Raw genomic sequence first — 22,628 nt, 5'->3', positions numbered from 1 at the left:
CAAAAATAGGCTTGACAAATAGAAAAGTATCCCGTATAATATATTTTGTTGCTGCTTCAGTAAGAAGCAAACACAAATGCGATAGTGGCGTAGTTGGTAACGCGCGACCTTGCCAAGGTCGAGACCGCGGGTTCGAGCCCCGTCTATCGCTCTTGCGAAAAGGAATCATGCATAGCATGGTTCCTTTTTTTGATCCTTATTTACAAAAAGAAAATTGCAGAACAAAGGAATTCATGTTATGATTGTACAAAAGTGATAAAAAAGAAACGAAAAGAAAGAAATTTATAGGCAAAATAGAAAAGACATAAAGGAGAGGGAAACATGAAAGCTGCGTATCTGAAAGCAAAAAATCAATTTGAAATCCGCGAGGTGGAGGTGCGGGAGCCGGAGGCCGGAGAAGTACTTGTGGGAGTAAAGGCCTGCGGATTCTGCGGACACGACAAGATTCTGGCGGGCTATGCCGGAGAAGAATGGCAGCCCTTCGGACATGAATTTGCCGGCGTGGTAGAAAAGGTCGGACATGGTGTAAAGAATGTAAAGGTGGGAGACCGGGTGGTAGTAGAGACTTCTATCTTTGATCCCATTTCGGATTACGCGCGGAACGGTCGTCCCGATCTGGATACCGAGGGCCCCAACTATATGACCATGGAGCATACGGGAATGGGCTTTGCGGAGAAGACCATTGTCCCGGCGATTCTCTGCGTGCCCTTTACGGATCTGGAGGATCGGGAAGCCTGCTTCCTGGAGCCCATGGGTGTGGCGGCAGACCTGATTCTGACTGCGGATATCCATCTGGGACAGGACGTATTGCTGATGGGCTGCGGAGCCATCGGCCTGATGGCCCTGCAGATGGCGAAAGCCTCCGGCGCAAGAAATATCTATGTGGCAGAGCATAAGGCAAACCAGAAGAAGATAGAGCTGGCAAAACAATTCGGGGCCACCGATGTGATTCTCACCGATGAGATGGAGCTGACGGATTATCCGTTTCCCCGGGGAGGTGTAGAACGAGTGCTGGTTACCACGCCGCCCGTCACCATAGCCGAAGCGGTAAAGGTGGCAAACGTGGGTGGCATTGTGGCGTTCCTGGGTATCAGCTACGGCCCCGGCGCTATGGTGACCTTTGATTCCAACATTGTTCATCTGAACAAACTGCAGATCCGGGGATCCAACGCGATTCCGGCTCTCTACTTCCCCCATTGCCTGGATCTGGTGAAGGCGGGAATCGTAGACGTAAAACCGCTCATTACCCATACCTTCCCGCTGGAAAAAGCGCCGGAGGGTATCATGGAATTCCTGACGGATAAAGCGCATGCGGTGAAAGCGGTTATGCTGAACGAATAAAAAAGTTGTTGAAAAAATAATACAGGCAGATTTCCATATTCTATCTGAATTTTGGAAATCTGCCCGTATTGATTTGAAAAATGGAAATTATTTACTATACAAACAAGCCGTCATTGCATGCGACCATGTCCTTGTGAAGGAGATCCTCCACTTCCTGGAACAGCTCTCTCTGGTGCATACCTGCGCCCAGAATCAGCTTCTCCTTGGGAATTACGATGGCGTAGGCATCCATGCCGTCCTTTGCCTCGGCTGTGGAGATGGCCTCTCCGGTAGCAGCGTCCAGGGTACAGATGAGATCCGGGAAGGTAGCGGCGCGCTGTCCGTCCTGCTCTGCCAGCATGTACTCATTCCAGAAGGTGAAGCTTACGCTGCCCTCTTCGCTGGTTACATCCAGATGTCCGATATCGTAGCCGCCGTCCATCTTCAGCTCGTAGTTTGTGATCTTGCCTCTAGCCAGAACCTTCGCGTCGTAGTGCTCCTCCAGGAAGGCTACAAACTCAGCGCCGTTTTTACACTGGCTGAAAGCCTTTCCGATATCCAGAGCCTGGGAAATAGCGCCTACCGCGGCGTTCTTCTTTAGATATTCCACAGTAACTGGATTTCGGAGAACACCTACCATACCGCCGTCGGCTACAGCGCTCTGGCGGATTACATGGGAGGTGGAATTTAAGGCTCCCTTTGCGACGGTTTCCAGATAGCGGGCTCCGGTTCCGCCGCAGGCAGACTGGGTAGTCTGATAATCCGGCAGCAGGTTCAGTCCGATACTTCCCATGGTTCCGGTGGGGTGGGCCCGTCCGTTGCTGGGCGCGTCCACCAGAGGAATGCCGGTGAGAGCGGAGATAACCCAGCCGTTGGCTGTGGAGATGGCTCCGTTTTCGCAGGAGGTAAAGCCTGCGATTTTTTTGCCGTAGTTCAGCTCAAAATTCTTCAGGGCAGTCATCCAGTGCTCGGCGCTCAGATGAACGCCCATGGCAGAGGGCGCGCCTAGGGTGGACACATTCACAACCACGTCCTCCGGATTCAGCTCGCTGATGTCCAGCATGGTAAGCTTGTCTGTGTGCTTGAAGGTCTCTTCCAGAGCTTCCCTTCCGGCTGTAAGGGTACCGCCTCCGCCGCCTCCCAGAAGGAGACCGCCCAGCAGGGCCTGTTCACAAAGTTCTTTGGTCAGATAGATCATAGGTTTTTCCTTTCTTGTCTCAAAGTATGTCAGGTTTTGTAAAATCCGTAGCTATCTGCGGATAGATTCGAAGAAGGCAAAGGTACCTTCCGCCAGTACCGGGTCGATGACCGGAAGTCCCACTTCCTGCTCCAGCAGCTTTGCGATGCCGATGGTGGTGAGACCGGTGCAGCCCAGGGCGATAACGTCCGCGCCCATATCCTTGATTTTACGTGCGCAGGCTACGCAGTTCTTCCGGCCTTCGTCGGTCATCAGATCCAGCGTACTGTTTACGCCCTCCGGCTTCTCCACAGCGACCAGACGGTCTTTGGGCAGCTTGAGGTAGGCTTTCGGCGCGTAGTCGGTAATGCCCAGGACGCCGATTTTCTCACCGTATTTGCCTGCCAGGGCAACGGCAGTTTCACCGCCGCCGGTTACGGACATATGCGGAAGAGCCTCGCGGATCTCTGCCACGCCCGGATCATCGGCGCAGCTTACGATAATCATATCCTTATCCCGGAAGGCTTTTGCCAGCTCTACGATTTTCGGAATGGCAATCAGCTCCAGCTCATGGCTGTGGATGCCCTCCCACTGATCCGGGATACAGCGGCTTTCTACCTGGATACCCGGAAAATGATCCATGATAATCTGACCGTGCATATTTACGAAATGCGGATCGTCAGAGGTCAGCACACGGATCAGACCGACCTGAAATGGTTTCTTTTCCATACGAATCACCTCATTGTTTTTCTCAGAATTTTTTAGATCTGGAATTCTCCGTCTTTAATGACCAGTGTATCGTCCAGATACAGGGTCGGCTTCAGAATGATACCGTCCATATGGCAGTCGGCCTTGTTGACGCCGCCGAAAGAGGTGTTGGTACCGAAGGCTACATGAACCGTGCCGTATACCTTCTCGTCCTCCAGGATAATGCCGTTCAGGATAGCGGCCTCATTGGTGCCGATACCCAGCTCCGCTACGGTGCTGTTGTTCTCATTGGCCAGAAGGACGTCCAGCATCTCGCTCTTCTCGCCGGTGATGGACTGGATCTTTCCGTCCTTGATGACGAATTTCAGCGGAGCGTCCAGCTTGCCGATTCCTACCATGGAGCCGTCCACGATGGTCTCGCCGTTTACACCGTTCTCCAGAGGAGCGATATAAGCCTCGCCGGAGGGCAGGTTTCCGCACTGTCCTGCTTCCCGGTATACGCCGGGGCTGGGAACGCCGTCGCGGCCGTTGAGATCCAGGGTCAGGGTGCAGCCGTCCTTCTCGATCACAGCCTTTTTGGATTTGGTCAGCAGCTCCGTAACCTTGCCGGTCAGCTTCAGAACCTCGTCGTAGTTGGCGGTCATAGCGCCTGCGCTGAACATTTCCTCGGTGATACCGGGCATGGTAGCCACGCGGGTACCGGTTTTCTGTGCCTCAATCTTGGCGTTGGTGTGGGTCAGGGACTTGGCGGTGGGGCAGATGACCACGTCGGCAGCCTTCATAGCCTCCGCTACGGTGCGGGGCGGCTCCTCACCGGAGAGCTCGCGCTCCTGCATTACCATCAGGAGAGCCTCGCAGCCCAGCTCCTTAGCGCCTTCATAGAGCGCGTTTCCGATGGTGAAACGGCTGTCGTCCGTAACAATAAGAACATCCTCTGTGGGCTTTACAGCCAGACAGGAGATCATGACATTTTTTGCTATTTCTTTTAATTCCATTTTCTGTAAACTCCTTATATCAATGATAAATCTTAGATATCTGTTACCTCAGAGATAACACGCGCCAGAATCGTACGCGGCAGAACCACGGTCTTTCCGGTCTTTTTCGCGAACATCTGCTTCATTTCCTGGGTGTAACCGATACAGTCCAGAACGATCAGATCCACATCGTCCATCTTGCTGACTTCATCGGCTGCTCTTTCCAGATCCGGCCAGTCGCCGTAGGGAGAAGCCGCTACGCTGGTACACTGCTTCACAAAGCCGCTCCATTTCTGGCTGTTCTGCTCCAGCTGCAGCGGAGACGGGGTGACAGCGGCGATATGGGAGGTACGGGTCAGAAGCGGCACGATCTTGTGGAGAAGGTCGCAGGGGAATACCATGGGAACGTGCGCAGTCAGGCTTGCGGGGAAGGCTCCGGTACAGAAGACCATAATCAGCTTTACGCCTGCGGCCTCCAGCTCGTCGATTCCCTTCTGCAGATTGCCGAGAATGTATTTCTCCGCGAAGGTGACGGAGGATCCGTCGGAAAGACGGGAAACCAGTACATAGTCGTCGCCCTCGGGCTTAAATTTTTCGATTTCCTCCCGGGTCAGACCATCCAGTCCGCCTCGCTGAATCAGTTCAATCTTGCCGTTGAAGATATCCATAATATCACAGGTTACGTCCACTCTGGGCGTCTGTCCGATGGTAAGTGCTCCGATTTTCATAATCTCAATCTTCCTTTCGTGATTATAAAAAGACGGCCGCAAAGTATACGGCCGCCTCCTTGCGTGCAGAAAAAAAATTATTTGTTTCCGAGAGTCTGAAGATGATCCATCTTGCCGTACAGCTTCACCAGATGCTCGTACTCCTCCTCGTCGTAGAAGCTTACTTCGCCGCGGCCGAAGGATTTTGCAACCTCCATCATGTAGCGGGCGGTCTCTTCCACGTCAGCAAAGTGAGTGGAGCCTGTAGCACAGCCGGGAACCATGGTCTCGGTGGTAATAGCCACGCCTACAACCGGAGCCTTGGTAGCGGTGCAGGGCTGCAGAATACTGTTCAGATGATATACATCGTTTCCGTAAGGTGTGATATCCTGCATGCTCAGCGGGAATACATACGGAAGCTGTCCTGTGGTACGCTGCATGATCTCCAGCAGATCCTCGGATACGCGAAGAACCCAGCCTTCTTTTACAGTACTGGAGATAGCAAAACCTCTGGTGTTGATGACGCGGTTGCCCTTGGTAGTGTCTACCGTCAGGATAGCGTCCAGCTCTGGGCTGACTTCCTCTCTGTTGACCTGAGCCATCTCAACCGGGGAACCCATGAAGGGAACCGGCTTGTGGGGAGCAGTCGGAGCATGGGGACAAATCTGGGTAGATACGAATACGTCGCCCTCCAGATAATCGCCCTTGGTCTGCATGTCCAGAAGCTTGGCTGCAACAGCCAGTGCGCAGAGTGCGCCGTCTCCGTCGGATACGAAGCCAATCATCTCCGGACGCGCGCCGATACCGCCCAGACGTCCCAGAAGACCGATAGTCGGAGCGGATCCACCCTTTGCCTTACCGTTGGTACCGGGGATGCGAACCTTTACCATATCGGTGCTGCCCTTGGGTCCCTCCAGCGGGTAAACCTCCACGTTTGCCTCGGGGTTCACGGAAAGCAGATAATCCTTAACGGCTGCGCCGTTTACTGTACTGCTGTCGAGAACATCGAAAACCTCCATAACCTGTTTGATAAGCATGATTTAAAGTTACCTCCTGTAATAAATTCTACAAGAATCATAACGTATTTTGCACAGAAAAGCAACCATTATAATGTTGTTTTTTAGACAAAGTATGAAAAGAAATAAAAGATCCAGAAGAAGCCAGAAACCACCAGAAATTTCCGAAAAGTTTATGAAATATTAAGAAATTTTAGAGGATGTTTACACTTTGCCTTGACAGAGCGATGAAGTTAGGGTATGATAAAAGCCATCACGAGCTATGAACGGGCATAGGACAACGGGGATGCCTGTATCATAGCTTTTTTAGAAAGGAAGCTGATACTATGATAAGTGAAAATCCTGAACTGAAAAAACAGCAGTCGATTTCCGCAGCTGAGCATCCGAAAGCATGGGATCCCCAGGTACTGATTCTGGGACTTCCGCTGGCCGTCGTCGGCTGTATTATCGGACTGGAGCTGATCGTCCGCACCGGTGTTACTCCGAATACTTCTATCATCGGAGCATTGTTCGCCATCCTTCTTTCCCGTATCCCGGTGGCGTTTCTGAGAAAATACCGCAGCATCCACAGACAGAATCTCTTACAGACCTCTATCTCCGCAGCGACCTTTTCCGCAGCGAACTGTATGATTCTTCCCATCGGTATCCCGGTAATCATGGGTTATCCGGAGCTGATGTTCCCGATGCTGATTGGCGTAATGCTGGCGACCTGTGTGGACGCTACCATTCTTTACAACTGCTTCGGATCGGAGATGTTCCCGGCAGAGGGCGCATGGCCGCCCGGAGTCGCTGCAGCGGATTCCATCATGGCAGTCATCGAAAAAGGTAAGAAGGCGGTTCTGCTTCTGGTAGGTATCGGCCTTGGCTGGGTAGGTAAGATTGCAGGACTTCCCATGGATCTTCTGGGAGTTTCCTGGTTTGGCGATTTCGGAGCCATGGCGGCGCTGGCTGTAGGTTCCCTGGTGATCGGTGTCCTGAAGGTGAACGGCTTCTCCTTCTCGGTATTCGGACACGCCTTTACCTTCGTAACCAATTTGTTCGGAGAGGGCTTTGTATACACAGACCACCTTTCCCTGCAGTACATGGCGCACGGCGTTATGATCGGCGCAGGTATCATTTCCCTGGTACAGTGCGGCATCTCCTTGTTTAAGAAGAGCAAGGGCACCAAGGTAATGGACAGCACCAACGTGGTATCCAAAGAACATATGAAGAAGACCCTGGGCGTGGGCTTCGGCGCATACCTGGTGATCGGTCTCTTCCTGGCAGTCGTAGGCGGAATCATCACCAAGATGAGCCTGCCGCAGTTCATTCTCTGGCTGATCTTCGCAGCCTTCGCGGCAGAGGCCTCCGAGCTGATCGTAGGTATCTCCGCGATGTATTCTGGCTGGTTCCCGGGATTTGCGACAGCCCTGATCTTCCTGATTGTCGGTATGCTTCTCGGCTTCCCGAAGCTGGCTCTGGGCCTGCTGGTAGGCTTTACCGCAGCGACCGGCCCCTGCTTCTCCGATATGGCGTACGACCTGAAGTGCGGTTATATCTTAAGAGGAAACGGAGCAAATCCGGAGCTGGAGAAGGAAGGACGCAAGCAGCAGTTCCTGGCAGAGCTGATGGGCTTCGCAGTTGCCTTTGTGATGGTTGCCTTCTTTGCAAATAAGTACTTCGGACAGGGACTCTTCGTAGCAGTGTCCAATACCTTCGTGGCTACCATCGACGCGGGAGCAAGCGCGGAAATCACAAAATGGCTTCTTATCTGGGCGATCCTGGGCGCTATCATTCAGCTTGTCGGCGGAAAACGCCAGCTGGGTATCCTGTTTGCGACCGGACTTTTGGTAGGCAACATCATCAACGGTCTGACTATCGCGGCCGGTCTGATTATCCGTCTGATTGCTGTCCGCGCGAACAAGGAGAACGAGCAGACCCTCAATATCCTGGGTGCCGGCGCGCTGGCAGGAGCTGCGATCTACAGCTTCTTCACCGCGACTCTGGGACTGGTTGGAAAGAAGGACTGACCGATATCTGATATCTGAAAATGTAAAAGCCTGAATTTACAGGAAAAAGGGGAATTCTGTCCGCGATCGGACAGGGTTTCCCTTTTTGAGGACAAAAACGATGGAGTATTTTATCATTATTGGACCGAAGCTTATCAGCTTTTTCATTCTGATTGCGCTGGGCTTTGCGATCTCAAAACTGGGAATTTTCCCCAAAAACAGTCTGCCGTCCCTGTCAGCCTTCCTGATTAAGGTGGTGCTGCCCTGCCTGACGGTCTCCCTTTTGTGCCAGCGGGGAACCACCTGGGCGGATCTGGCGGATTTCCACGCTATCGTTCTCTGGCAGATGGCGGGCTATCTGCTGCTGGGTGCGACGGGCCTTCTGTGCGTGCGTCTGGCGGGACTGAAATCCCCCGCCTCCAACGTGCATGCAGGCTGCATGGTGGGCGGCAATTACGGCTTCGTGGTGATCCCGATTCTGATGGCCCTGTATACGCCGGAGAACGGCCAGCAGTATATCCCCATCTGCTCTGCCGTGGATACGATGATGGTCTGGACCTTAGGGCTGTATCTCTTTACCCGGGGAATCGGGAAAGGACGGGAGCCCTGGTACCGGATTCTGGGGAAACGGCTGCTGAACCCGATTCTGGTTTCCATCGTGCTGACCCTGACTCTGAATTCTTTGGCGGTCACATTGCCCGGGCCGGTTCTGGAGGTCTGCGGCAATGTGGGAAATATCAGCTACAGTCTGGGACTTATCTATGTGGGCTGTACTATCTGTTTCCTGGATAAAGGCAGTCTGCACTGCCTGAAGACCCTGTGGCTGCTGGTGCTGACCAAGCTTCTGGCCGTGCCGCTTCTGCTGTATGCGCTGACCGGACCGTTTCTGCCGGAGACGGAGCGGATCGTGCTGATGCTGATTGCGGGCGCACCCTCCATGACCACCAGCTGCATGATTGCCAATCAGTATGGGCTGGACGAGGAATACGCGTCCACGGCGGTATTTGTAACCACCCTCTGCTGCATGGTAACGATTCCGATCCTGTTTCTGTTTACAGGAATCCTTTCATAGAGTAAGATAAAAGATATCAATACGATGTATGGGGGAAGATACATATGGAGTTACATGAGGTAATTGAAAAACGGCGGAGCATTCGCAAATTTTCCGAAAAGCCGGTTTCCAGAGAGCTTCTGGAGCAGCTTATCCGGGCGGCGGCCCTGGCTCCCAGCGCCAGCAACATGCAGGCCTGGCGGTTCTTTGTGGCAGATGAACCGGAGCTGGTGCGGGCAATCGATTCCTTCAGTCCGGGTCTCTCCGGCAAGCCGCCGGTCATCGTCGCTATTGCCAGCGACCTGGCCGAGGTGGAACGGCGGGGCAGTAAGAACAGCCTGGTCTACGGCCTGATGATGGACGCGGCTATGGCGGCGGAGAATCTGATGCTAGAGGCTGCGGATCTGGGTCTTGGAACCTGCGCCATCAAAAGCTATAATGACAAGGCCGTACATAAGCTTCTGAATCTGCCGGATACCATGCGGCTGGAAATCCTGATTTCCGTAGGTTGGCCTGCAGCAGAGCCGCGGGAGCCGAAACGAAAAGCCATGGATCAGGTGTTGTTCTGGAACGCCTGGGCGGAACCGGCGGCGGAGGAGAAATCTGCAAAAGCACAGGACGAACCTGTAAAAGCGCAGGACAAGCCTGCAAAGACGCAGAGTGTGCAGACAGAGCCCCTGCAGCTTAATAAGAAAGAACTGCGGGATCTGCTGATCTATATGATTACCAGCGCGGCCGGACTGCCCGGGGAGCCCCATATGTACGGCCCCTTACGCCTGATTGAATCCGCGGGACGGCTGGCGCGGATGCTGGGCAGCACCTGTGAGGAAAAGAATATCCGGGAGCTGGTGGACATCATAGAAGAGGGCAAGGGCAAGAACATGACCGACCCCGAGGGATTCTGCCAGATGCTCCAGGAGGCGGCTGCCAAGGCAGTGGATTTGTTATAGACATTATAATAAGAAAAAAGTACTTGCATTTTTTGCCAAATTGCGGTAGTATTTTGAATTACAGACAAATGTCCGTATGATAAAGACATAGAGGAGAATATGAAAAATGAGTGAGAAGCTTAAGGTAGGTATCCTGGGCGGTACCGGAATGGTAGGACAGAGATTCATTTCTTTACTGGAGAACCACCCCTGGTTCGAGGTGGTAACCATCGCAGCCAGCGCAAGAAGCGCGGGAAAGAGATACGAGGACGCGGTAGGCGGCCGCTGGAAGATGGACACGCCGATGCCGGAGGCAGTGAAGGACATCGTAGTTATGAATGTCAATGAGGTAGAGAAGGTAGCTGCGGGCGTGGATTTCGTATTCAGCGCCGTAGATATGACTAAGGACGAGATCCGTGCCATCGAGGAAGCTTATGCGAAGACTGAGACGCCGGTAGTGTCCAACAACAGCGCGCACCGCTGGACGCCGGACGTGCCCATGATCATTCCGGAGATCAATCCGGACCACACAGCGATCATCGAGAAGCAGAAGGAGCGCCTCGGCACCAAGAGAGGCTTCATCGCCGTAAAACCCAACTGCTCCATTCAGTCCTATACCCCGGCTCTGAAGGCATGGGAGGAGTTCGAGCCCTACGAGGTAGTGGCTACCACCTACCAGGCGATTTCCGGAGCAGGCAAGACCTTCAAGGACTGGCCGGAGATGGTGGGAAATATCATTCCCTACATCGGCGGCGAGGAGGAGAAGAGCGAGAAGGAGCCTTTACGTGTTCTGGGAACCTGTGAGGACGGTGAGATTAAGCTGGCCAAGGAGCCGGTTATCACCTGCCAGTGTATCCGTGTCCCGGTATTGAACGGCCACACCGCGGCTGTATTTGTAAAATTCCGCAAGAAACCGACCAAGGAGCAGCTCATCGAGAAGCTGGAGAGCTTCCGCGGAGTACCCCAGGAGCTTGCGCTTCCCAGCGCGCCGAAGCAGTTTATCCAGTATATGACCGAGGATAACCGTCCCCAGGTAATGCTGGACGTGGATTATGAGAGAGGCATGGGCGTATCCATCGGAAGACTCCGTGAGGATACAGTCTATGACTGGAAGTTTGTCGGCCTGTCCCACAACACCGTCCGGGGCGCTGCAGGCGGAGCCGTACTCTGCGCGGAGCTTCTGAAGGCAAAGGGCTTTATCAAAGCAAAATAAGGATTATGAAATCGAATAAAAAAGGTGTAAAAATGGTCATTTCTGCCGCAGGAATGGCCATTTGCCTGTTATGCGGCGGATGCGCGGGACAGAAAGCGCCCGATGCAGAGTGGAAGATGGAAAATACGTTTGATGAAATGAGCGCTGAAACAGATAATTCGGACGTAGAGGAGAATAATGCTTTGCAGGAGGCGGCAGCGTCCGGAGATGAAGCGAACGATGAAGATAAAGAGGTGGAGATCGACGGACTGTTTACAGCCGAACCCATTCCCGATGAAGTATTCGAGCGGATCAACGGTATTTCCTATGTGGAAAACGATAATATCGGCCGTGAGGATCTGCGTTATCTGCGCCTGCTTTACTGCGGCTTCGACGGGGAGACCCATGTGGGGGAAATGATTACGAACGCGCAGATAGCAGATGAAATTCTGGAGATTTTCCGGACGCTTTATGAAAATGACTATCCCATCGAAAAAATACAGCTGATTGACGAGTACGGCGGCGACGACGATCTGGCTGTGGCGGACAACAACACCTCCTGCTTCAATTACCGGGTGGTAGCAGGCAGCACAAAGCTGTCCAGGCACGCCCTCGGCATGGCCGTTGATATCAATCCCTTTTACAATCCTTATGTGACTTATCCGAATGGTGTGAAGCACAGTTCCCCGGAGGGAAGCGACATTTATGCGGATCGAAGCGCGGATTTTCCCTATAAGATAGGCGGAGAGGGAGATCTGTGCCTGCAGCTTTTTGACGCCCACGGTTTTACCTGGGGAGGACGCTGGAAAAGTGTGCAGGATTATCAGCATTTTCAGAAATAAAAGGATACCGGAAAAACAGGATATGGAAAAATATTCCAGATACAAGAGGAAAAGCATTGACGGCAGGAGGAAAATTGTGCTATGCTTCAGACAGCGGGTTCCGCTGTCCGGAAACCTTCTTTCCGATTTCCCCAGACACAGATGATTTTACTTGACAGAAGATGAAAAATATAATAAGATAGTACCTGAAAAACGAACAAATATTCGAAAACAGACGTTCGAAATAAAAGAATAAATCAGGTACGGAATAAAGGAGTGGCAGAAGCTATGGCAAACGAAGAAAAACAGAAAGCATTGGAAGCGGCCCTGGCCCAGATTGAGAAGCAGTTTGGAAAGGGCTCCGTCATGAAGCTGGGAGACAAGGGCGCGAACATGCAGATTGAGACGATTCCCACCGGCTGCCTGAGCCTGGATCTGGCGCTGGGACTGGGCGGTATCCCCAAGGGACGAATCATCGAGGTCTATGGCCCGGAGTCCAGTGGTAAGACCACCGTGGCTTTGCATATGGTAGCGGAGGTGCAGAAGCGGGGAGGCATTGCGGGCTTCATCGACGCGGAGCACGCCCTGGATCCGGTATATGCGAAGAATATCGGCGTAGATATCGACAACCTCTATATCTCCCAGCCGGATAACGGCGAGCAGGCGCTGGAGATCGCGGAGACTATGGTGCGTTCCGGCGCAGTGGATATTATCATCGTGGACTCGGTAGCGGCCCTGGTTCCCAAGGCGGAGATCGAGGGCGATATGGGAGATTCCCATGTGGGCCTGCAGGCGCGGCTGATGTCCCAGGCTTTAAGAAAGCTGACGGCTGTTATCAGCAAGTCCAACTGTACCGTGATTTTTATCAACCAGCTGCGTGAGAAGGTGGGCGTTATGTTCGGCAGCCCGGAGGTTACCACCGGCGGCCGGGCGCTGAAGTTCTATTCCTCTATCCGTATGGACGTGCGCCGTATCGAGACCCTGAAGCAGGGCGGCGAGATGGTGGGCAACCGTACTCGGATCCGCGTGGTGAAGAATAAGATCGCCCCGCCTTTTAAGGAAGCGGAATTTGATATCATGTTCGGCGAGGGTATCTCTCGGGAGGGCGATATTTTGGATCTGGCGGCCAATACCGGCGTCATCAACAAGAGCGGAGCCTGGTATGCCTACGAGGGCGACAAGATTGGACAGGGCCGTGAGAACGCCAAGCAGTTCCTGAAGCAGAATCCGGAGATCTGCCGCGAGGTGGAGGAGAAGGTCCGGGAGGGCTTCGGGCTGGACGGAGCTATGACCGAGGAAGAGAAGGAAGAAAAGGCCAAGAAGGAAAAGAACGATGCAGCAGGAAAGAAAAACACAGCTGAGTAATGATTTGAATCGGGCAAAACGCAGAGCGCTCCATATCCTGGAGCGCTCTGATCGTACAGAGCAGGAGTTACGCGACAAGCTTTCTGAAAACTATCTGCCGGAGGTCGTGGACGCGGCGGTGGAATATGTGAAAAGCTATCATTATATTGACGATCACCGCTACGCAGTCAACTATCTGAACAGCAGAGGCAGGGTGAAGAGCAGCCGTCAGATAGAGCAGGAGCTGCTGTATAAAAAAGGAATCTCCAAAGCCGTGCTGGAGGAAGCCCGGGAAGAAGCGGAGCCCCAGGATGAGCGGGTGCAGATCCGCCGTTGGATGGAGAAGAAGCACATGGATCCGGTCAATGCGGCTCCGGAGGAAAAGAGACGGTTTTATCAATTTCTGCTGCGGCGGGGCTTTCGCAGTTCCGATATCCTGGCAGAGCTGCGGGAGAATCCATCGGATTAAGAATTAAGAGACAGAAGACGTCTAACTATTACTTGACATTAAGTAAAAATAAGTATAAAATTTAATAGTTGTATGTTATTCCTAATCGGCAAAACTTATAAAAATAAGCGTGTCAAACGGGTTATATTTGTACAATGAAAATTAAATAAGGAGGTGCTCCTGTGCCGTTTTATGTTCCGATAATCGTTGCGATTGTGTGTATTCCGGTTACGGCTCTTGTGACAGCTAACGTACGCAAAAATACGATCGAGAAAAAGGTCGGCAATGCGGAAGAGAAAGCAAGAGAAATTATCGACGATGCACTGAAGGTCGCGGAACGATCCAAGCGAGAGGCTTTGCTGGAGGCGAAGGAAGAATCACTGAAGACAAAGAACGAGCTGGAAAAAGAAACAAAGGAACGCAGAGCGGAGCTGCAGCGTTATGAGCGCAGAGTGCTTGCCAAAGAGGAAGCTCTTGACAAGAAGTCTGATGCCCTGGAACGCCGTGAGCAGAGCTATGCGGCCAAAGAAGAGAAGCTGGCAAAGCAGAGTGCAGAGCTGAACAAGCTTCAGGAAAAAAGAGTACAGGAACTGGAAAGAATCTCTGGCCTTACCTCCGAACAAGCAAAAGATTATTTATTAAAGACTGTTGAAGACGAAGTAAAACATGAGACCGCTGTGCTCGTCAAGGAATTGGAGAGCAGAGCAAAAGAAGAAGCAGACAAAAAGGCGAAGGAATATGTGGTAACGGCGATTCAGAAGTGTGCTGCCGATCATGTGGCAGAAACGACAATTTCCGTAGTACAGCTTCCCAACGACGAGATGAAGGGAAGAATCATCGGTCGTGAGGGACGGAATATCCGCACTCTGGAGACACTGACAGGTGTGGATCTGATTATCGACGATACTCCCGAGGCAGTTATTCTGTCAGGCTTTGATCCCATTCGCCGGGAAGTGGCAAGAATTGCGTTGGAGAAGCTCATCGTAGACGGACGGATTCACCCGGCCCGTATCGAGGAGATGGTAGAGAAGGCGCAGCGCGAGGTAGAGACCATGATTCGAGAGGAAGGCGAAGCAGCCCTTCTTGAAGTGGGTGTCCATGGAATTCACCCTGAGCTTGTCAAGCTTCTTGGAAGAATGAAGTTCCGTACCAGCTATGGTCAGAATGCCCTGAAGCATTCTATCGAGGTAGCTCATCTGTCAGGCCTTCTGGCAGGAGAGGTTGGCGTGGACGTCCGGATGGCAAAGCGTGCCGGACTGCTTCATGACATCGGTAAATCCATTGACCATGAGGTAGAGGGATCTCATATTCAGATTGGTGCCGACCTGTGCAGAAAGTACAAGGAGTCACCGATTGTGATCAATGCGGTTGAATCACATCATGGGGATACAGAACCGACGTCTCTGATTGCATGTCTGGTACAGGCGGCAGATACGATTTCCGCAGCCCGTCCGGGTGCCCGCAGAGAGACGCTGGAGACGTACACCAACCGGTTAAAACAGTTAGAGGATATCGCCAATGGATTTAAGGGCGTAGACAAGTCTTTTGCTATTCAGGCAGGTAGAGAGATTCGTGTAATGGTAGTTCCGGATCAGGTAGATGACGCCAGCATGGTATTGCTGGCAAGAGATATTTCCAAGCAGATAGAAGCTGAGTTGGAATATCCGGGTCAGATCAAAGTAAATGTTATCCGCGAAAGCAGAGTAACAGATTACGCGAAATAAAAGACGAAGGATGTCGCGAAGCGGCATCCTTTTTCGATCGGATTCCAAGTGGGCTGTAAATGGATTCCACTCGGATTCCGGTTAGATTTTGAACAGAAGTTGATGAAAAAGGAGGCAGATACAGATGGCAGAGATAGGATTTATCGGAATGGGTAATATGGGCTACGCCCTTTTGAAAGGCGTCCTGAAAGAGTTTCCGGCGGAAAAGCTGATTTTTACCGCAAAGACCACGGAGACAAAGCTGCGGGTGCATGCGGAAACCCAGGTGGTATACGCAGAGTCCAACGCGGAGTGCGCCAACAACTGTAAATACGTGGTGCTGGCTGTGAAGCCCCAGTATTACGCCCAGGTGCTGAAGCAGATCCGTTATGCGGTGACGCCGGATCATGTAGTAATCTCCCTGGCGCCGGGTATCACCATTCAGAGCCTGAAGGAAACCCTTGGCTCGGATCGGCGGATTGTACGGGCCATGCCCAACACCCCGGCCCTGATCGGAGAGGGAATGACAGGTCTGTCCTTCGAGGCGGAGGAGTTCAGTGCGGAAGAGATCGATATGGTACACCGGATCTTTGGAGCAGTCGGCCAGTATGCGGACGTAGAGGAGCGTCTGATGAGCGCGGTGGTCTGCGCCAGCGGAAGCTCTCCCGCGTATGTCTATCAGTTTATTGAGGCGCTGGCAGACGGCGCGGTGCAGTTTGGTCTTCCCAGAGCCCAGGCCTACACCTTTGCGGCCCAGGCAGTAGCCGGAGCGGCGAAGATGGTGCTGGAGACCGGCGAGCATCCGGGAGCTTTAAAGGATAAGGTCTGCTCCCCGGGAGGAACCACCATAGCAGGCGTGGCAGCCCTGGAGCATGCCGGCTTCCGCGGAGCGGTTCTGAAGGCCTGCGAGGCCTGCTATGACAAGTGCGAGGGAATGAAGTAAAGGTTATTCGAAGCGCCGGGCAATGGCCTTCATATGCTCGGAAAGCCTCTCATATACTTAGAGTGTATGGGAGGCTTTTGGTATGTGGAGACAGCGTTCGGATATCCGGAAAAGATTTCTGACTATCTTTTTGTCCGGCTTTGCCGCAGGCGTGTTGTATATGGTCGTGTTTGGTCGGGCGGTGGTTCATGAGACAACCCTGCTCAGCCGCTATTTTTTTTCGAAATATCAGCAGGTGGAGTTCGCTTCCGGAGAACTGCTTTTTGCCGTCTTAAAGTCCCGGCTGGGCGCGGTAACATTTCTGTGGCTGACAGGCTTTACTATATTTGGAAGAATGGCTGCGCTTCTGGCCCTGGCCTGGACGGGGCTGGCCCTGGGCGTTACCTGGACGGCGGCAGCCATGAAGCTGGGATTTGCAGGAATCCTGGTCTGTCTGGCCGCGTCTCTTCCTCAGGCCCTGATCTATGTGCCGGCGGCTGTCTGGTTTCTTCGGAAGGTCTGTGAGATGTGGGAAAACCGGGAGTGGAAAAGTCCCCGGCACAGCGGCGGCAGGGCAGGCCTTTGGTCTTATATATCCATTTTGGCGGCAGGAATTCTGCTGTTTTTTCTCGGCGCATGGGCGGAAAGTTATGTAAATCCCCTGTTTTTGAAAACGGTCCTGAAAAATATTTAAAAATATTTTACAGAATCTTTACAAGATTTGGTGGAACGGGAAAAGGGAAAAACCAGATGTTGTGGATAAACCAGAAAAGCCCTTGATTTTACAGCATTTTTCGAAAAAAAGATCATTGCTTTTCCGGGAATTTCTTACTATAATGTAGTTTACAAGCCCATCGGAAGGGTGGGCGCGACAGGGTATGAGCAGAGGCTGAGGGGCATATAGATAGATGGAACAAGAGATTAAAGGATTCATGTCTTATTTACATAATGTGAAGAAGACGTCCAGGAATACAGAGCTTTCTTATCAGAGAGATTTGATAAAAATGATGCACTTTCTGCAGAAGCAGAAGGTGGAGGACGCCGGAGAGGTTACGGAGACCGCTTTGAATTCCTATATTTTGGATTTGGAAAAAAATGGAATGTCTGCGGCGACGGTATCCCGGAATATCGCGTCCATGAAGGGCTTTTATCTGTATCTGTGGAAGGAAGGAAGTATCAGTTCTGATCCGGCGGAGAAGCTGAAGGCCCCGAAGGTGGAAAAGAAGCTTCCGGAGATTATGTCTGTGGAAGAGATGGAGCGTCTGCTGGAGCAGCCGGGAGACCGGACAGCCAAGGGACTGCGGGATTCGGCCATGCTGGAGGTGCTTTATGCCACGGGAATCCGGGTGACCGAGCTGATTTCCCTGAAGCTGAGCGATGTGAACTGGAAGCTGGATTATATCGTATGCCGGGATCGGAACAAGGAGCGGATGATTCCCTTTGGATCCAAGGCCAAAAAGGCGCTGGAGCGCTATCTGAAGGAAGCGCGGGGCCAGCTGTTGGGCGATAAGAAGTGTGAGATGCTGTTTCCCAACTGTTCCGGCGAGAGCATGAGCCGGCAGGGCTTCTGGAAGCTCTTGAAGCAGTATGTGAAGCAGGCGGGTATCGAGATGGAGATTACGCCCCATACCCTTCGCCATTCCTTTGCGGCACATCTGGTGGAGAACGGCGCGGATCTGCATGTGGTACAGGAGATGATGGGACATTCGGATATCTCCACGACCATGATGTACGCGGCCCGGGCCCGGGAGATTTACGCGAAGGCCCATCCGAGAGGATAAGCCGGGCAGGATGAACGCGGAGAAGATAATAGATAAAAATAGCAGATAAAAAAAGAGATTTCCGAGAAGGTTCCCGGGAATCTCTTTTTTGCTCTATAGGAAATACCGTGTTACATTAAAGTACGAAAGCCGTGATTCCTAGAAAAATTCATGCTGAATCAGCACCGCTCTGCGATCTCATACAATAGCTTTTCTGAATCCTCCCAGCCCAGGCAGGCGTCGGTGATGGACTTGCCGTAGATGTGATCGTGGATACCCTGGTTGCCCTCCTCGATATAGCTCTCGATCATAACGCCCTTTACCAGCTTTCGGATATCGTCGGCGCAGGTACGGCTGTGCAGTACCTCTTTAACGATACGGATCTGCTCCTTGAACTGCTTGTTGGAGTTGTTGTGGTTGGCATCCACGATGCAGGCCGGATTCTTCAGCTCTCTCTGGGCGTAGAGGTTGCATAGATTCCGCAGGTTCTCGTAATGGTAGTTGGGCAGGGATACGCCGCGCTCATTGACAGCGCCCCGCAGAACCACGTGGGCCAGGTCATTTCCGTCTGTCTGGACGTCCCAGCCGTGATAGATAAAGGAATGGCCGTTCTGGGCCGCGTGGACGGAATTCAGCATAACGGAGAAATCGCCGCTGGTGGGGTTTTTCATACCCACAGGGATATTGATACCGCTGGATACCAGACGGTGCTGCTGGTTCTCTACCGAACGGGCGCCGATGGCGATATAGGAAAGAAAGTCCTCTACATAGGGAAGATTCTCCGGGTACAGCATTTCATCGGCAGCGGTCATGCCGGTTTCCTCGATGGCGCGGATATGCATATGGCGCAGGGCGATAATACCTGCCAGGGGGTCCGGCTTTTTCTCCGGATCCGGCTGATGCATAATGCCCTTGTAGCCGTCGCCGGTGGTACGGGGTTTGTTGGTGTAGATCCGGGGAATGATCAGAACCTTGTCCTTGATCTTTTCCTGAACCCGGACCAGACGGCGCACGTAATCGCAGACGGACTCCTCATTATCTGCGGAGCAGGGACCGATGATGGCGATAAATTTATCGGATTCGCCGGTGAATATTTTGCGGATTTCCGCGTCCTTTTCCTGTTTTATCTGCGCTACATGAGCAGGAACCGGGTATTGCTCGCGGATTTCCTGGGGGGTAGGCAGCTTCTGCTTAAAATTGAATGACATTTTTCCATAACTCCTCGTTTGTGCTGGTAATAGGTGAACCTTCGGCAGGCAAGCCTCAGAACCTCTCACGAAAGTGAGCGGTTCTGAGGCTGTCTGGGCGCTTGGCCCATATCAGAGTGCAAACACAGCCATGGTCAAAGGAATTTGCCCATGTCTGTCTTTACACTCTGCTGCCTGACGAACTGTTTTTATCATAATACAAGATTTGCTAAAAGTCACGCAGATTTTTATATGGATTTTGTAGGTATTCCCGGAGGGCGGTAAGATTCATTCCGCATACGGCCAGTTGACTGGCCAGCAGTCCCCACAGATAACCCTCGATGCCCACCTTGGGCACAAAGGCCAGAACAAAGAAAATCCGGATCAGGATTCCGGTCAGGTTGTTGAAAAATCCGGTTCCGGTGCGGCCCAGGCCGTTCAGAATGCTGTGGAGGGTGTGGTTTAGGTAAAGAAAGGGACAAATCCAGGCCAGTGTGAGGATAAAGCCTCCGGCCAGATCGCTTCGGAAGAAAAAGCTGCCGAGAAAGCGGCCCGTGAGCAGGAAGAAAACCGTAAAAAAGATCCCTAAGGGCAGGCAGAAGGAGATGGTTTTTCGGATCGTACGGCGAAGCAGGGCGTCCTCACCGGCAGCCTGGGCCTCCGATACAGAGGGCAGCAGCATGACAGAGAGAGCACCGGTCAGCACGCTGGGAAAGAGAATAAAGGACAGGGCCATGCCGGAAAGAGTTCCATAGACGCTGAGGGCCTGACCGGCGGACAGGCCGTACTGCTGAAGACAGAGGGGCAGCAGGATAGATTCGGCGCTGGCCAGCAGGTTCATACAGAGCCGGTTGCCGGTGACCGGCAGGGCCAGGAAAAACATCTGCCTGCCCAGGGAAAACAGGGAAGGAGAGCCGGGAACCGCCGCGGGCCGTTTTCCATATTCCCCGGAGACCGAAAAGACGCAGAACAGCATGGAGGCTACCTCGCCAAGAGTCAGGCCTGCCACGGCGGTCAGAGGCGTAAGAGAACGTCCCTGGGCGCAGGCCACGCGCCAGATAAGAAGTACGGCCCCTACACGGGAGAATTGCTCCAGAAGCTGGGCTGCCGCAGGGATGCCAGGCCGCTTGCAGCCGTAATAATAGGCGCTGATGCAGGAATGGCAGGCGCCGAAGGGAAGGCTCAGAGCCATGATTTGCAGAAGCCTTACGGTGCGTGCCTCCCGGAGAAGCCGGAGAGCCAGAACGGGCGCCTGGGTATAGAGAAGCAGGGCGGTGGGGACAGAAAGCCCCAGCGCCAGACCAAGCCCCAGAATCAGCACCTGTCCGGCGCTTCGCCGCCGTCCGGCCCCATTTTCCCGGGAGACGAAGCGGGAGATGGCAATCTCTGCCCCGGAGGTGGTCAGCGCATAACAGACTCCGGAAATGGGAAAAATCATCTGATAGATACCGATGCCCTCGGCACCGATGGCGCGGCTTAAGAATATTTTATAGAAGAAGCCTGCAAGGCGGGTAATCAGGCCTGCCCCGGTCAGAAGCAGGGTGCCGGTTACCAGGGGGTGGAGCGTTTTTTTCACGGTGGCCTCCCGGGCGTCAATTATAATAAATATATGGTGAAAATATTCTTGACAGAACTACAGACGAGTGTTATTATCATTAAGAAATCCGACAAAAACACTCGGAATTTAATGCGAGGTGACAACATGAAATTGTCTACAAAAGGAAGATATGGACTTCGCGCGTTGATTGATTTAGCCCTGTACAGTGAAAATGAGACGGTTTCCATCGCCAGTATTTCCGCCAGACAGAATATATCGGAAAGCTATCTGGAGCAGCTGATTGCGAAGCTTCGCAAGGCCGGACTGGTGACGAGCGTAAGGGGCGCGGGCGGCGGCTACAAGCTGGCCAAAGCGGCGTCTGAGATTTCCGTGGGAGACATCCTGCGGGCGCTGGAGGGAAGCCTGGATGCTGTAAACTGCCCGGGACTGGAAGAGGAAAGCTCCTGTGACGGATCGGAGTTCTGCGTGACGAAATATGTCTGGCAGAAGATTAACGACAGCATTAACCGGACGGTAGACGAGATGAAGCTGGACCAGATTGTCAGAGAGAGCAAAAGCATGAAGGATGAAGCCGGGACGCAGGAGAATACCTCCTGCTGTATCTAAACGAAGAAGGAGATATCATCATGAAGAAATTAATTTATCTGGATAACGCGGCGACCACGAAGACGGCGCCGGAGGTTGTAGAGGCTATGCTGCCCTATTTTACAGAGCATTACGGCAATCCCTCTACCGTATACAGCCTGGGCGGAGAGAGCAAGAAAGCTATCACAGAGGCGAGAGAGAAGATTGCAGGCGCCCTGGGAGCCCAGACCGAGGAAATCTATTTTACCGCAGGCGGCAGCGAGTCCGATAACTGGGCGCTGAAGGCCACAGCGGAAGCGTATAAAAGCAAGGGAAACCACATCATTACCACGAAGATCGAGCATCACGCGATCCTGCATACCTGCCAGTGGCTGGAGAAGCAGGGCTACGAGGTTACCTACCTTCCGGTAGATGAAAACGGCGTGGTAAAGATCGAGGAGCTGAAGAAAGCTATCCGTCCAGAGACCATTCTGATTTCCGTGATGTTTGCCAACAATGAGATCGGAACGATCCAGCCGATTAAGGAGATTGGCGAGATTGCCCATGAGCATGGCATTCTGTTCCATACGGACGCGGTACAGGCCTTCGGTCAGGTTCCGATTAACGTAGATGAGTACCATATCGATATGCTGAGCGCCAGCGGCCACAAGCTGAACGGACCCAAGGGTATCGGCTTCCTGTATATCCGGAAAGGCGTGAAGATTCGTTCCTTTATCCATGGCGGAGCCCAGGAGCGGAAGCGCCGGGCCGGCACCGAGAACGTACCGGGTATCGTAGGACTGGGCAAGGCCACCGAGCGGGCGGTAGCGACCATGAAGGAGCGTACCGACAAGGAGATCGAGCTGCGTGATTACCTGATTGACCGGGTTCTGAAGGAGATTCCCTACACCAGACTGAACGGTCACAGAACCACCCGTCTTCCGAACAACGCCAACTTCAGCTTCCAGTTCATCGAGGGCGAGTCCCTGCTTATCATGCTTGACATGGAAGGTATCTGCGGTTCCTCCGGATCTGCCTGTACCTCAGGCTCCCTGGATCCGTCCCATGTACTGATGGCCATCGGCCTGCCCCATGAGATCGCGCACGGTTCCCTGCGTCTGACCCTGAACGAGGAGATTACAAAAGAGGATCTGGACTTCGTAGTAGAGAACTTAAAGCGGATCATCGACAGACTGAGAAGCATGTCACCGCTTTATGAGGACTTCGTTAAGAAAAATAAATAATAGAGGAGAAACAAA

General features: G+C 52.9%; 21 protein-coding genes and 1 tRNA gene. 15 read left to right on the top strand and 7 right to left on the bottom strand.

Going from position 1 to position 22,628, the window contains the following annotated elements; translation table 11 throughout:
* Window positions 1-78: 78 nt before the first annotated feature.
* A tRNA-Gly gene (locus ACTNCH_RS01630) sits at window positions 79-151 on the top strand.
* 170 nt (window positions 152-321) lie between these two features.
* Complete coding sequence (locus ACTNCH_RS01625) at window positions 322-1,341, top strand: zinc-dependent alcohol dehydrogenase (protein ID WP_441015377.1); 1,020 nt, start codon at window positions 322-324, stop codon at window positions 1,339-1,341.
* Window positions 1,342-1,435: 94 nt separating this feature from the next.
* Here ACTNCH_RS01625 and ACTNCH_RS01620 read toward each other — a convergent pair whose 3' ends face one another.
* The 5 genes from ACTNCH_RS01620 to ACTNCH_RS01600 form a co-directional block, all read right to left on the bottom strand.
* The gene (locus ACTNCH_RS01620) at window positions 1,436-2,518 is read right to left on the bottom strand and encodes a DUF917 domain-containing protein (protein WP_441015379.1); all 1,083 of its coding nucleotides are present in this window, start codon (window positions 2,516-2,518) and stop codon (window positions 1,436-1,438) included.
* A 51-nt stretch (window positions 2,519-2,569) separates the two neighbouring features.
* A complete protein-coding gene (locus ACTNCH_RS01615; protein ID WP_441015381.1) occupies window positions 2,570-3,226 on the bottom strand; it encodes an aspartate/glutamate racemase family protein in 657 nt (218 codons plus the stop codon).
* A gap of 32 nt (window positions 3,227-3,258) precedes the next feature.
* Window positions 3,259-4,200, bottom strand: a complete 942-nt coding sequence (locus ACTNCH_RS01610; RefSeq protein ID WP_441015383.1) for an aminopeptidase — start codon at window positions 4,198-4,200, stop codon at window positions 3,259-3,261.
* 32 nt (window positions 4,201-4,232) lie between these two features.
* Window positions 4,233-4,907, bottom strand: coding sequence for an AroM family protein (locus tag ACTNCH_RS01605; protein ID WP_441015385.1), 675 nt, complete (start codon window positions 4,905-4,907; stop codon window positions 4,233-4,235).
* Window positions 4,908-4,984: 77 nt separating this feature from the next.
* Window positions 4,985-5,923 carry a DUF1177 domain-containing protein gene (locus ACTNCH_RS01600; protein ID WP_441015387.1) on the bottom strand — a complete coding sequence of 313 codons (939 nt, stop codon included), beginning with the start codon at window positions 5,921-5,923 and terminating at the stop codon, window positions 4,985-4,987.
* A gap of 305 nt (window positions 5,924-6,228) precedes the next feature.
* Between ACTNCH_RS01600 and ACTNCH_RS01595 the strand changes: the two genes are divergently transcribed.
* From ACTNCH_RS01595 to xerD, 11 genes are all read left to right on the top strand, one after another.
* Entirely contained in the window at window positions 6,229-7,911 is a 1,683-nt protein-coding gene (locus ACTNCH_RS01595; RefSeq protein ID WP_441015389.1) for an OPT/YSL family transporter, read from the top strand.
* A 100-nt stretch (window positions 7,912-8,011) separates the two neighbouring features.
* Window positions 8,012-8,962 carry an AEC family transporter gene (locus ACTNCH_RS01590; RefSeq protein WP_441015391.1) on the top strand — a complete coding sequence of 317 codons (951 nt, stop codon included), beginning with the start codon at window positions 8,012-8,014 and terminating at the stop codon, window positions 8,960-8,962.
* A 44-nt stretch (window positions 8,963-9,006) separates the two neighbouring features.
* A complete protein-coding gene (locus ACTNCH_RS01585) occupies window positions 9,007-9,891 on the top strand; it encodes a DUF6092 family protein (RefSeq protein WP_441015393.1) in 885 nt (294 codons plus the stop codon).
* 106 nt (window positions 9,892-9,997) lie between these two features.
* On the top strand, window positions 9,998-11,083 hold the full coding sequence (asd, locus tag ACTNCH_RS01580) for an aspartate-semialdehyde dehydrogenase (protein WP_441015395.1): 1,086 nt from the start codon (window positions 9,998-10,000) through the stop codon (window positions 11,081-11,083).
* A 5-nt stretch (window positions 11,084-11,088) separates the two neighbouring features.
* Window positions 11,089-11,904: a M15 family metallopeptidase gene (locus tag ACTNCH_RS01575; protein WP_441015397.1), complete on the top strand. Its 816-nt coding sequence runs from the start codon at window positions 11,089-11,091 to the stop codon at window positions 11,902-11,904.
* Window positions 11,905-12,171: 267 nt separating this feature from the next.
* Entirely contained in the window at window positions 12,172-13,248 is a 1,077-nt protein-coding gene (gene recA / locus ACTNCH_RS01570) for a recombinase RecA (RefSeq protein ID WP_441015399.1), read from the top strand.
* A complete protein-coding gene (locus tag ACTNCH_RS01565; RefSeq protein ID WP_441015402.1) occupies window positions 13,217-13,696 on the top strand; it encodes a regulatory protein RecX in 480 nt (159 codons plus the stop codon). Before recA ends, ACTNCH_RS01565 begins: the two co-directional genes overlap by 32 nt.
* A 161-nt stretch (window positions 13,697-13,857) precedes the next feature.
* Complete coding sequence (gene rny, locus ACTNCH_RS01560; RefSeq protein WP_441015404.1) at window positions 13,858-15,399, top strand: ribonuclease Y; 1,542 nt, start codon at window positions 13,858-13,860, stop codon at window positions 15,397-15,399.
* Window positions 15,400-15,523: 124 nt separating this feature from the next.
* Window positions 15,524-16,321: a pyrroline-5-carboxylate reductase gene (gene proC / locus ACTNCH_RS01555; protein WP_441015406.1), complete on the top strand. Its 798-nt coding sequence runs from the start codon at window positions 15,524-15,526 to the stop codon at window positions 16,319-16,321.
* An 82-nt stretch (window positions 16,322-16,403) separates the two neighbouring features.
* A complete protein-coding gene (locus ACTNCH_RS01550; protein WP_441015408.1) occupies window positions 16,404-16,994 on the top strand; it encodes a stage II sporulation protein M in 591 nt (196 codons plus the stop codon).
* A gap of 214 nt (window positions 16,995-17,208) precedes the next feature.
* Complete coding sequence (gene xerD / locus ACTNCH_RS01545; protein ID WP_441015410.1) at window positions 17,209-18,081, top strand: site-specific tyrosine recombinase XerD; 873 nt, start codon at window positions 17,209-17,211, stop codon at window positions 18,079-18,081.
* Between the two features lie 158 nt (window positions 18,082-18,239).
* On the opposite strand, the gene ACTNCH_RS01540 is transcribed toward xerD, so the two are convergent.
* Together ACTNCH_RS01540 and ACTNCH_RS01535 are read right to left on the bottom strand one after the other, a co-directional pair.
* Window positions 18,240-19,268, bottom strand: a complete 1,029-nt coding sequence (locus tag ACTNCH_RS01540) for a 3-deoxy-7-phosphoheptulonate synthase (RefSeq protein WP_441015412.1) — start codon at window positions 19,266-19,268, stop codon at window positions 18,240-18,242.
* Window positions 19,269-19,476: 208 nt separating this feature from the next.
* The gene (locus ACTNCH_RS01535; protein WP_441015414.1) at window positions 19,477-20,823 is read right to left on the bottom strand and encodes an MATE family efflux transporter; all 1,347 of its coding nucleotides are present in this window, start codon (window positions 20,821-20,823) and stop codon (window positions 19,477-19,479) included.
* Window positions 20,824-20,949: 126 nt separating this feature from the next.
* Between ACTNCH_RS01535 and ACTNCH_RS01530 the strand changes: the two genes are divergently transcribed.
* Together ACTNCH_RS01530 and nifS are read left to right on the top strand one after the other, a co-directional pair.
* Window positions 20,950-21,411 (top strand): RrF2 family transcriptional regulator, encoded by a 462-nt coding sequence (locus tag ACTNCH_RS01530; protein ID WP_441015416.1) that lies wholly within the window; start codon window positions 20,950-20,952, stop codon window positions 21,409-21,411.
* Window positions 21,412-21,431: 20 nt separating this feature from the next.
* The gene (nifS, locus tag ACTNCH_RS01525) at window positions 21,432-22,613 is read left to right on the top strand and encodes a cysteine desulfurase NifS (protein WP_441015418.1); all 1,182 of its coding nucleotides are present in this window, start codon (window positions 21,432-21,434) and stop codon (window positions 22,611-22,613) included.
* Window positions 22,614-22,628: the final 15 nt, after the last annotated feature.

Source organism: Candidatus Merdisoma sp. HCP28S3_D10, from assembly GCF_052065835.1.
Classification (GTDB): Bacteria; Bacillota; Clostridia; order Lachnospirales; family Lachnospiraceae; genus Laedolimicola.
Note: the sequence above shows the minus strand (reverse complement) of the source record. Positions and strands in the feature narration are given on the sequence as shown.

Coding starts and splice junctions, on each gene's coding strand:
- ACTNCH_RS01585 (WP_441015393.1), top strand. CDS start 9,007: ATGGAGTTACATGAGGTAATTGAAAAACGGCGGAGCATTCGCAAATTT.
- ACTNCH_RS01575 (WP_441015397.1), top strand. CDS start 11,089: ATGAAATCGAATAAAAAAGGTGTAAAAATGGTCATTTCTGCCGCAGGA.
- proC (WP_441015406.1), top strand. CDS start 15,524: ATGGCAGAGATAGGATTTATCGGAATGGGTAATATGGGCTACGCCCTT.
- ACTNCH_RS01610 (WP_441015383.1), bottom strand. CDS start 4,200: ATGGAATTAAAAGAAATAGCAAAAAATGTCATGATCTCCTGTCTGGCT.
- nifS (WP_441015418.1), top strand. CDS start 21,432: ATGAAGAAATTAATTTATCTGGATAACGCGGCGACCACGAAGACGGCG.
- ACTNCH_RS01615 (WP_441015381.1), bottom strand. CDS start 3,226: ATGGAAAAGAAACCATTTCAGGTCGGTCTGATCCGTGTGCTGACCTCT.
- ACTNCH_RS01565 (WP_441015402.1), top strand. CDS start 13,217: ATGCAGCAGGAAAGAAAAACACAGCTGAGTAATGATTTGAATCGGGCA.
- ACTNCH_RS01595 (WP_441015389.1), top strand. CDS start 6,229: ATGATAAGTGAAAATCCTGAACTGAAAAAACAGCAGTCGATTTCCGCA.
- ACTNCH_RS01600 (WP_441015387.1), bottom strand. CDS start 5,923: ATGCTTATCAAACAGGTTATGGAGGTTTTCGATGTTCTCGACAGCAGT.
- ACTNCH_RS01530 (WP_441015416.1), top strand. CDS start 20,950: ATGAAATTGTCTACAAAAGGAAGATATGGACTTCGCGCGTTGATTGAT.
- ACTNCH_RS01590 (WP_441015391.1), top strand. CDS start 8,012: ATGGAGTATTTTATCATTATTGGACCGAAGCTTATCAGCTTTTTCATT.
- ACTNCH_RS01605 (WP_441015385.1), bottom strand. CDS start 4,907: ATGAAAATCGGAGCACTTACCATCGGACAGACGCCCAGAGTGGACGTA.
- ACTNCH_RS01550 (WP_441015408.1), top strand. CDS start 16,404: ATGTGGAGACAGCGTTCGGATATCCGGAAAAGATTTCTGACTATCTTT.
- ACTNCH_RS01540 (WP_441015412.1), bottom strand. CDS start 19,268: ATGTCATTCAATTTTAAGCAGAAGCTGCCTACCCCCCAGGAAATCCGC.
- recA (WP_441015399.1), top strand. CDS start 12,172: ATGGCAAACGAAGAAAAACAGAAAGCATTGGAAGCGGCCCTGGCCCAG.
- asd (WP_441015395.1), top strand. CDS start 9,998: ATGAGTGAGAAGCTTAAGGTAGGTATCCTGGGCGGTACCGGAATGGTA.
- xerD (WP_441015410.1), top strand. CDS start 17,209: ATGGAACAAGAGATTAAAGGATTCATGTCTTATTTACATAATGTGAAG.
- ACTNCH_RS01625 (WP_441015377.1), top strand. CDS start 322: ATGAAAGCTGCGTATCTGAAAGCAAAAAATCAATTTGAAATCCGCGAG.
- ACTNCH_RS01620 (WP_441015379.1), bottom strand. CDS start 2,518: ATGATCTATCTGACCAAAGAACTTTGTGAACAGGCCCTGCTGGGCGGT.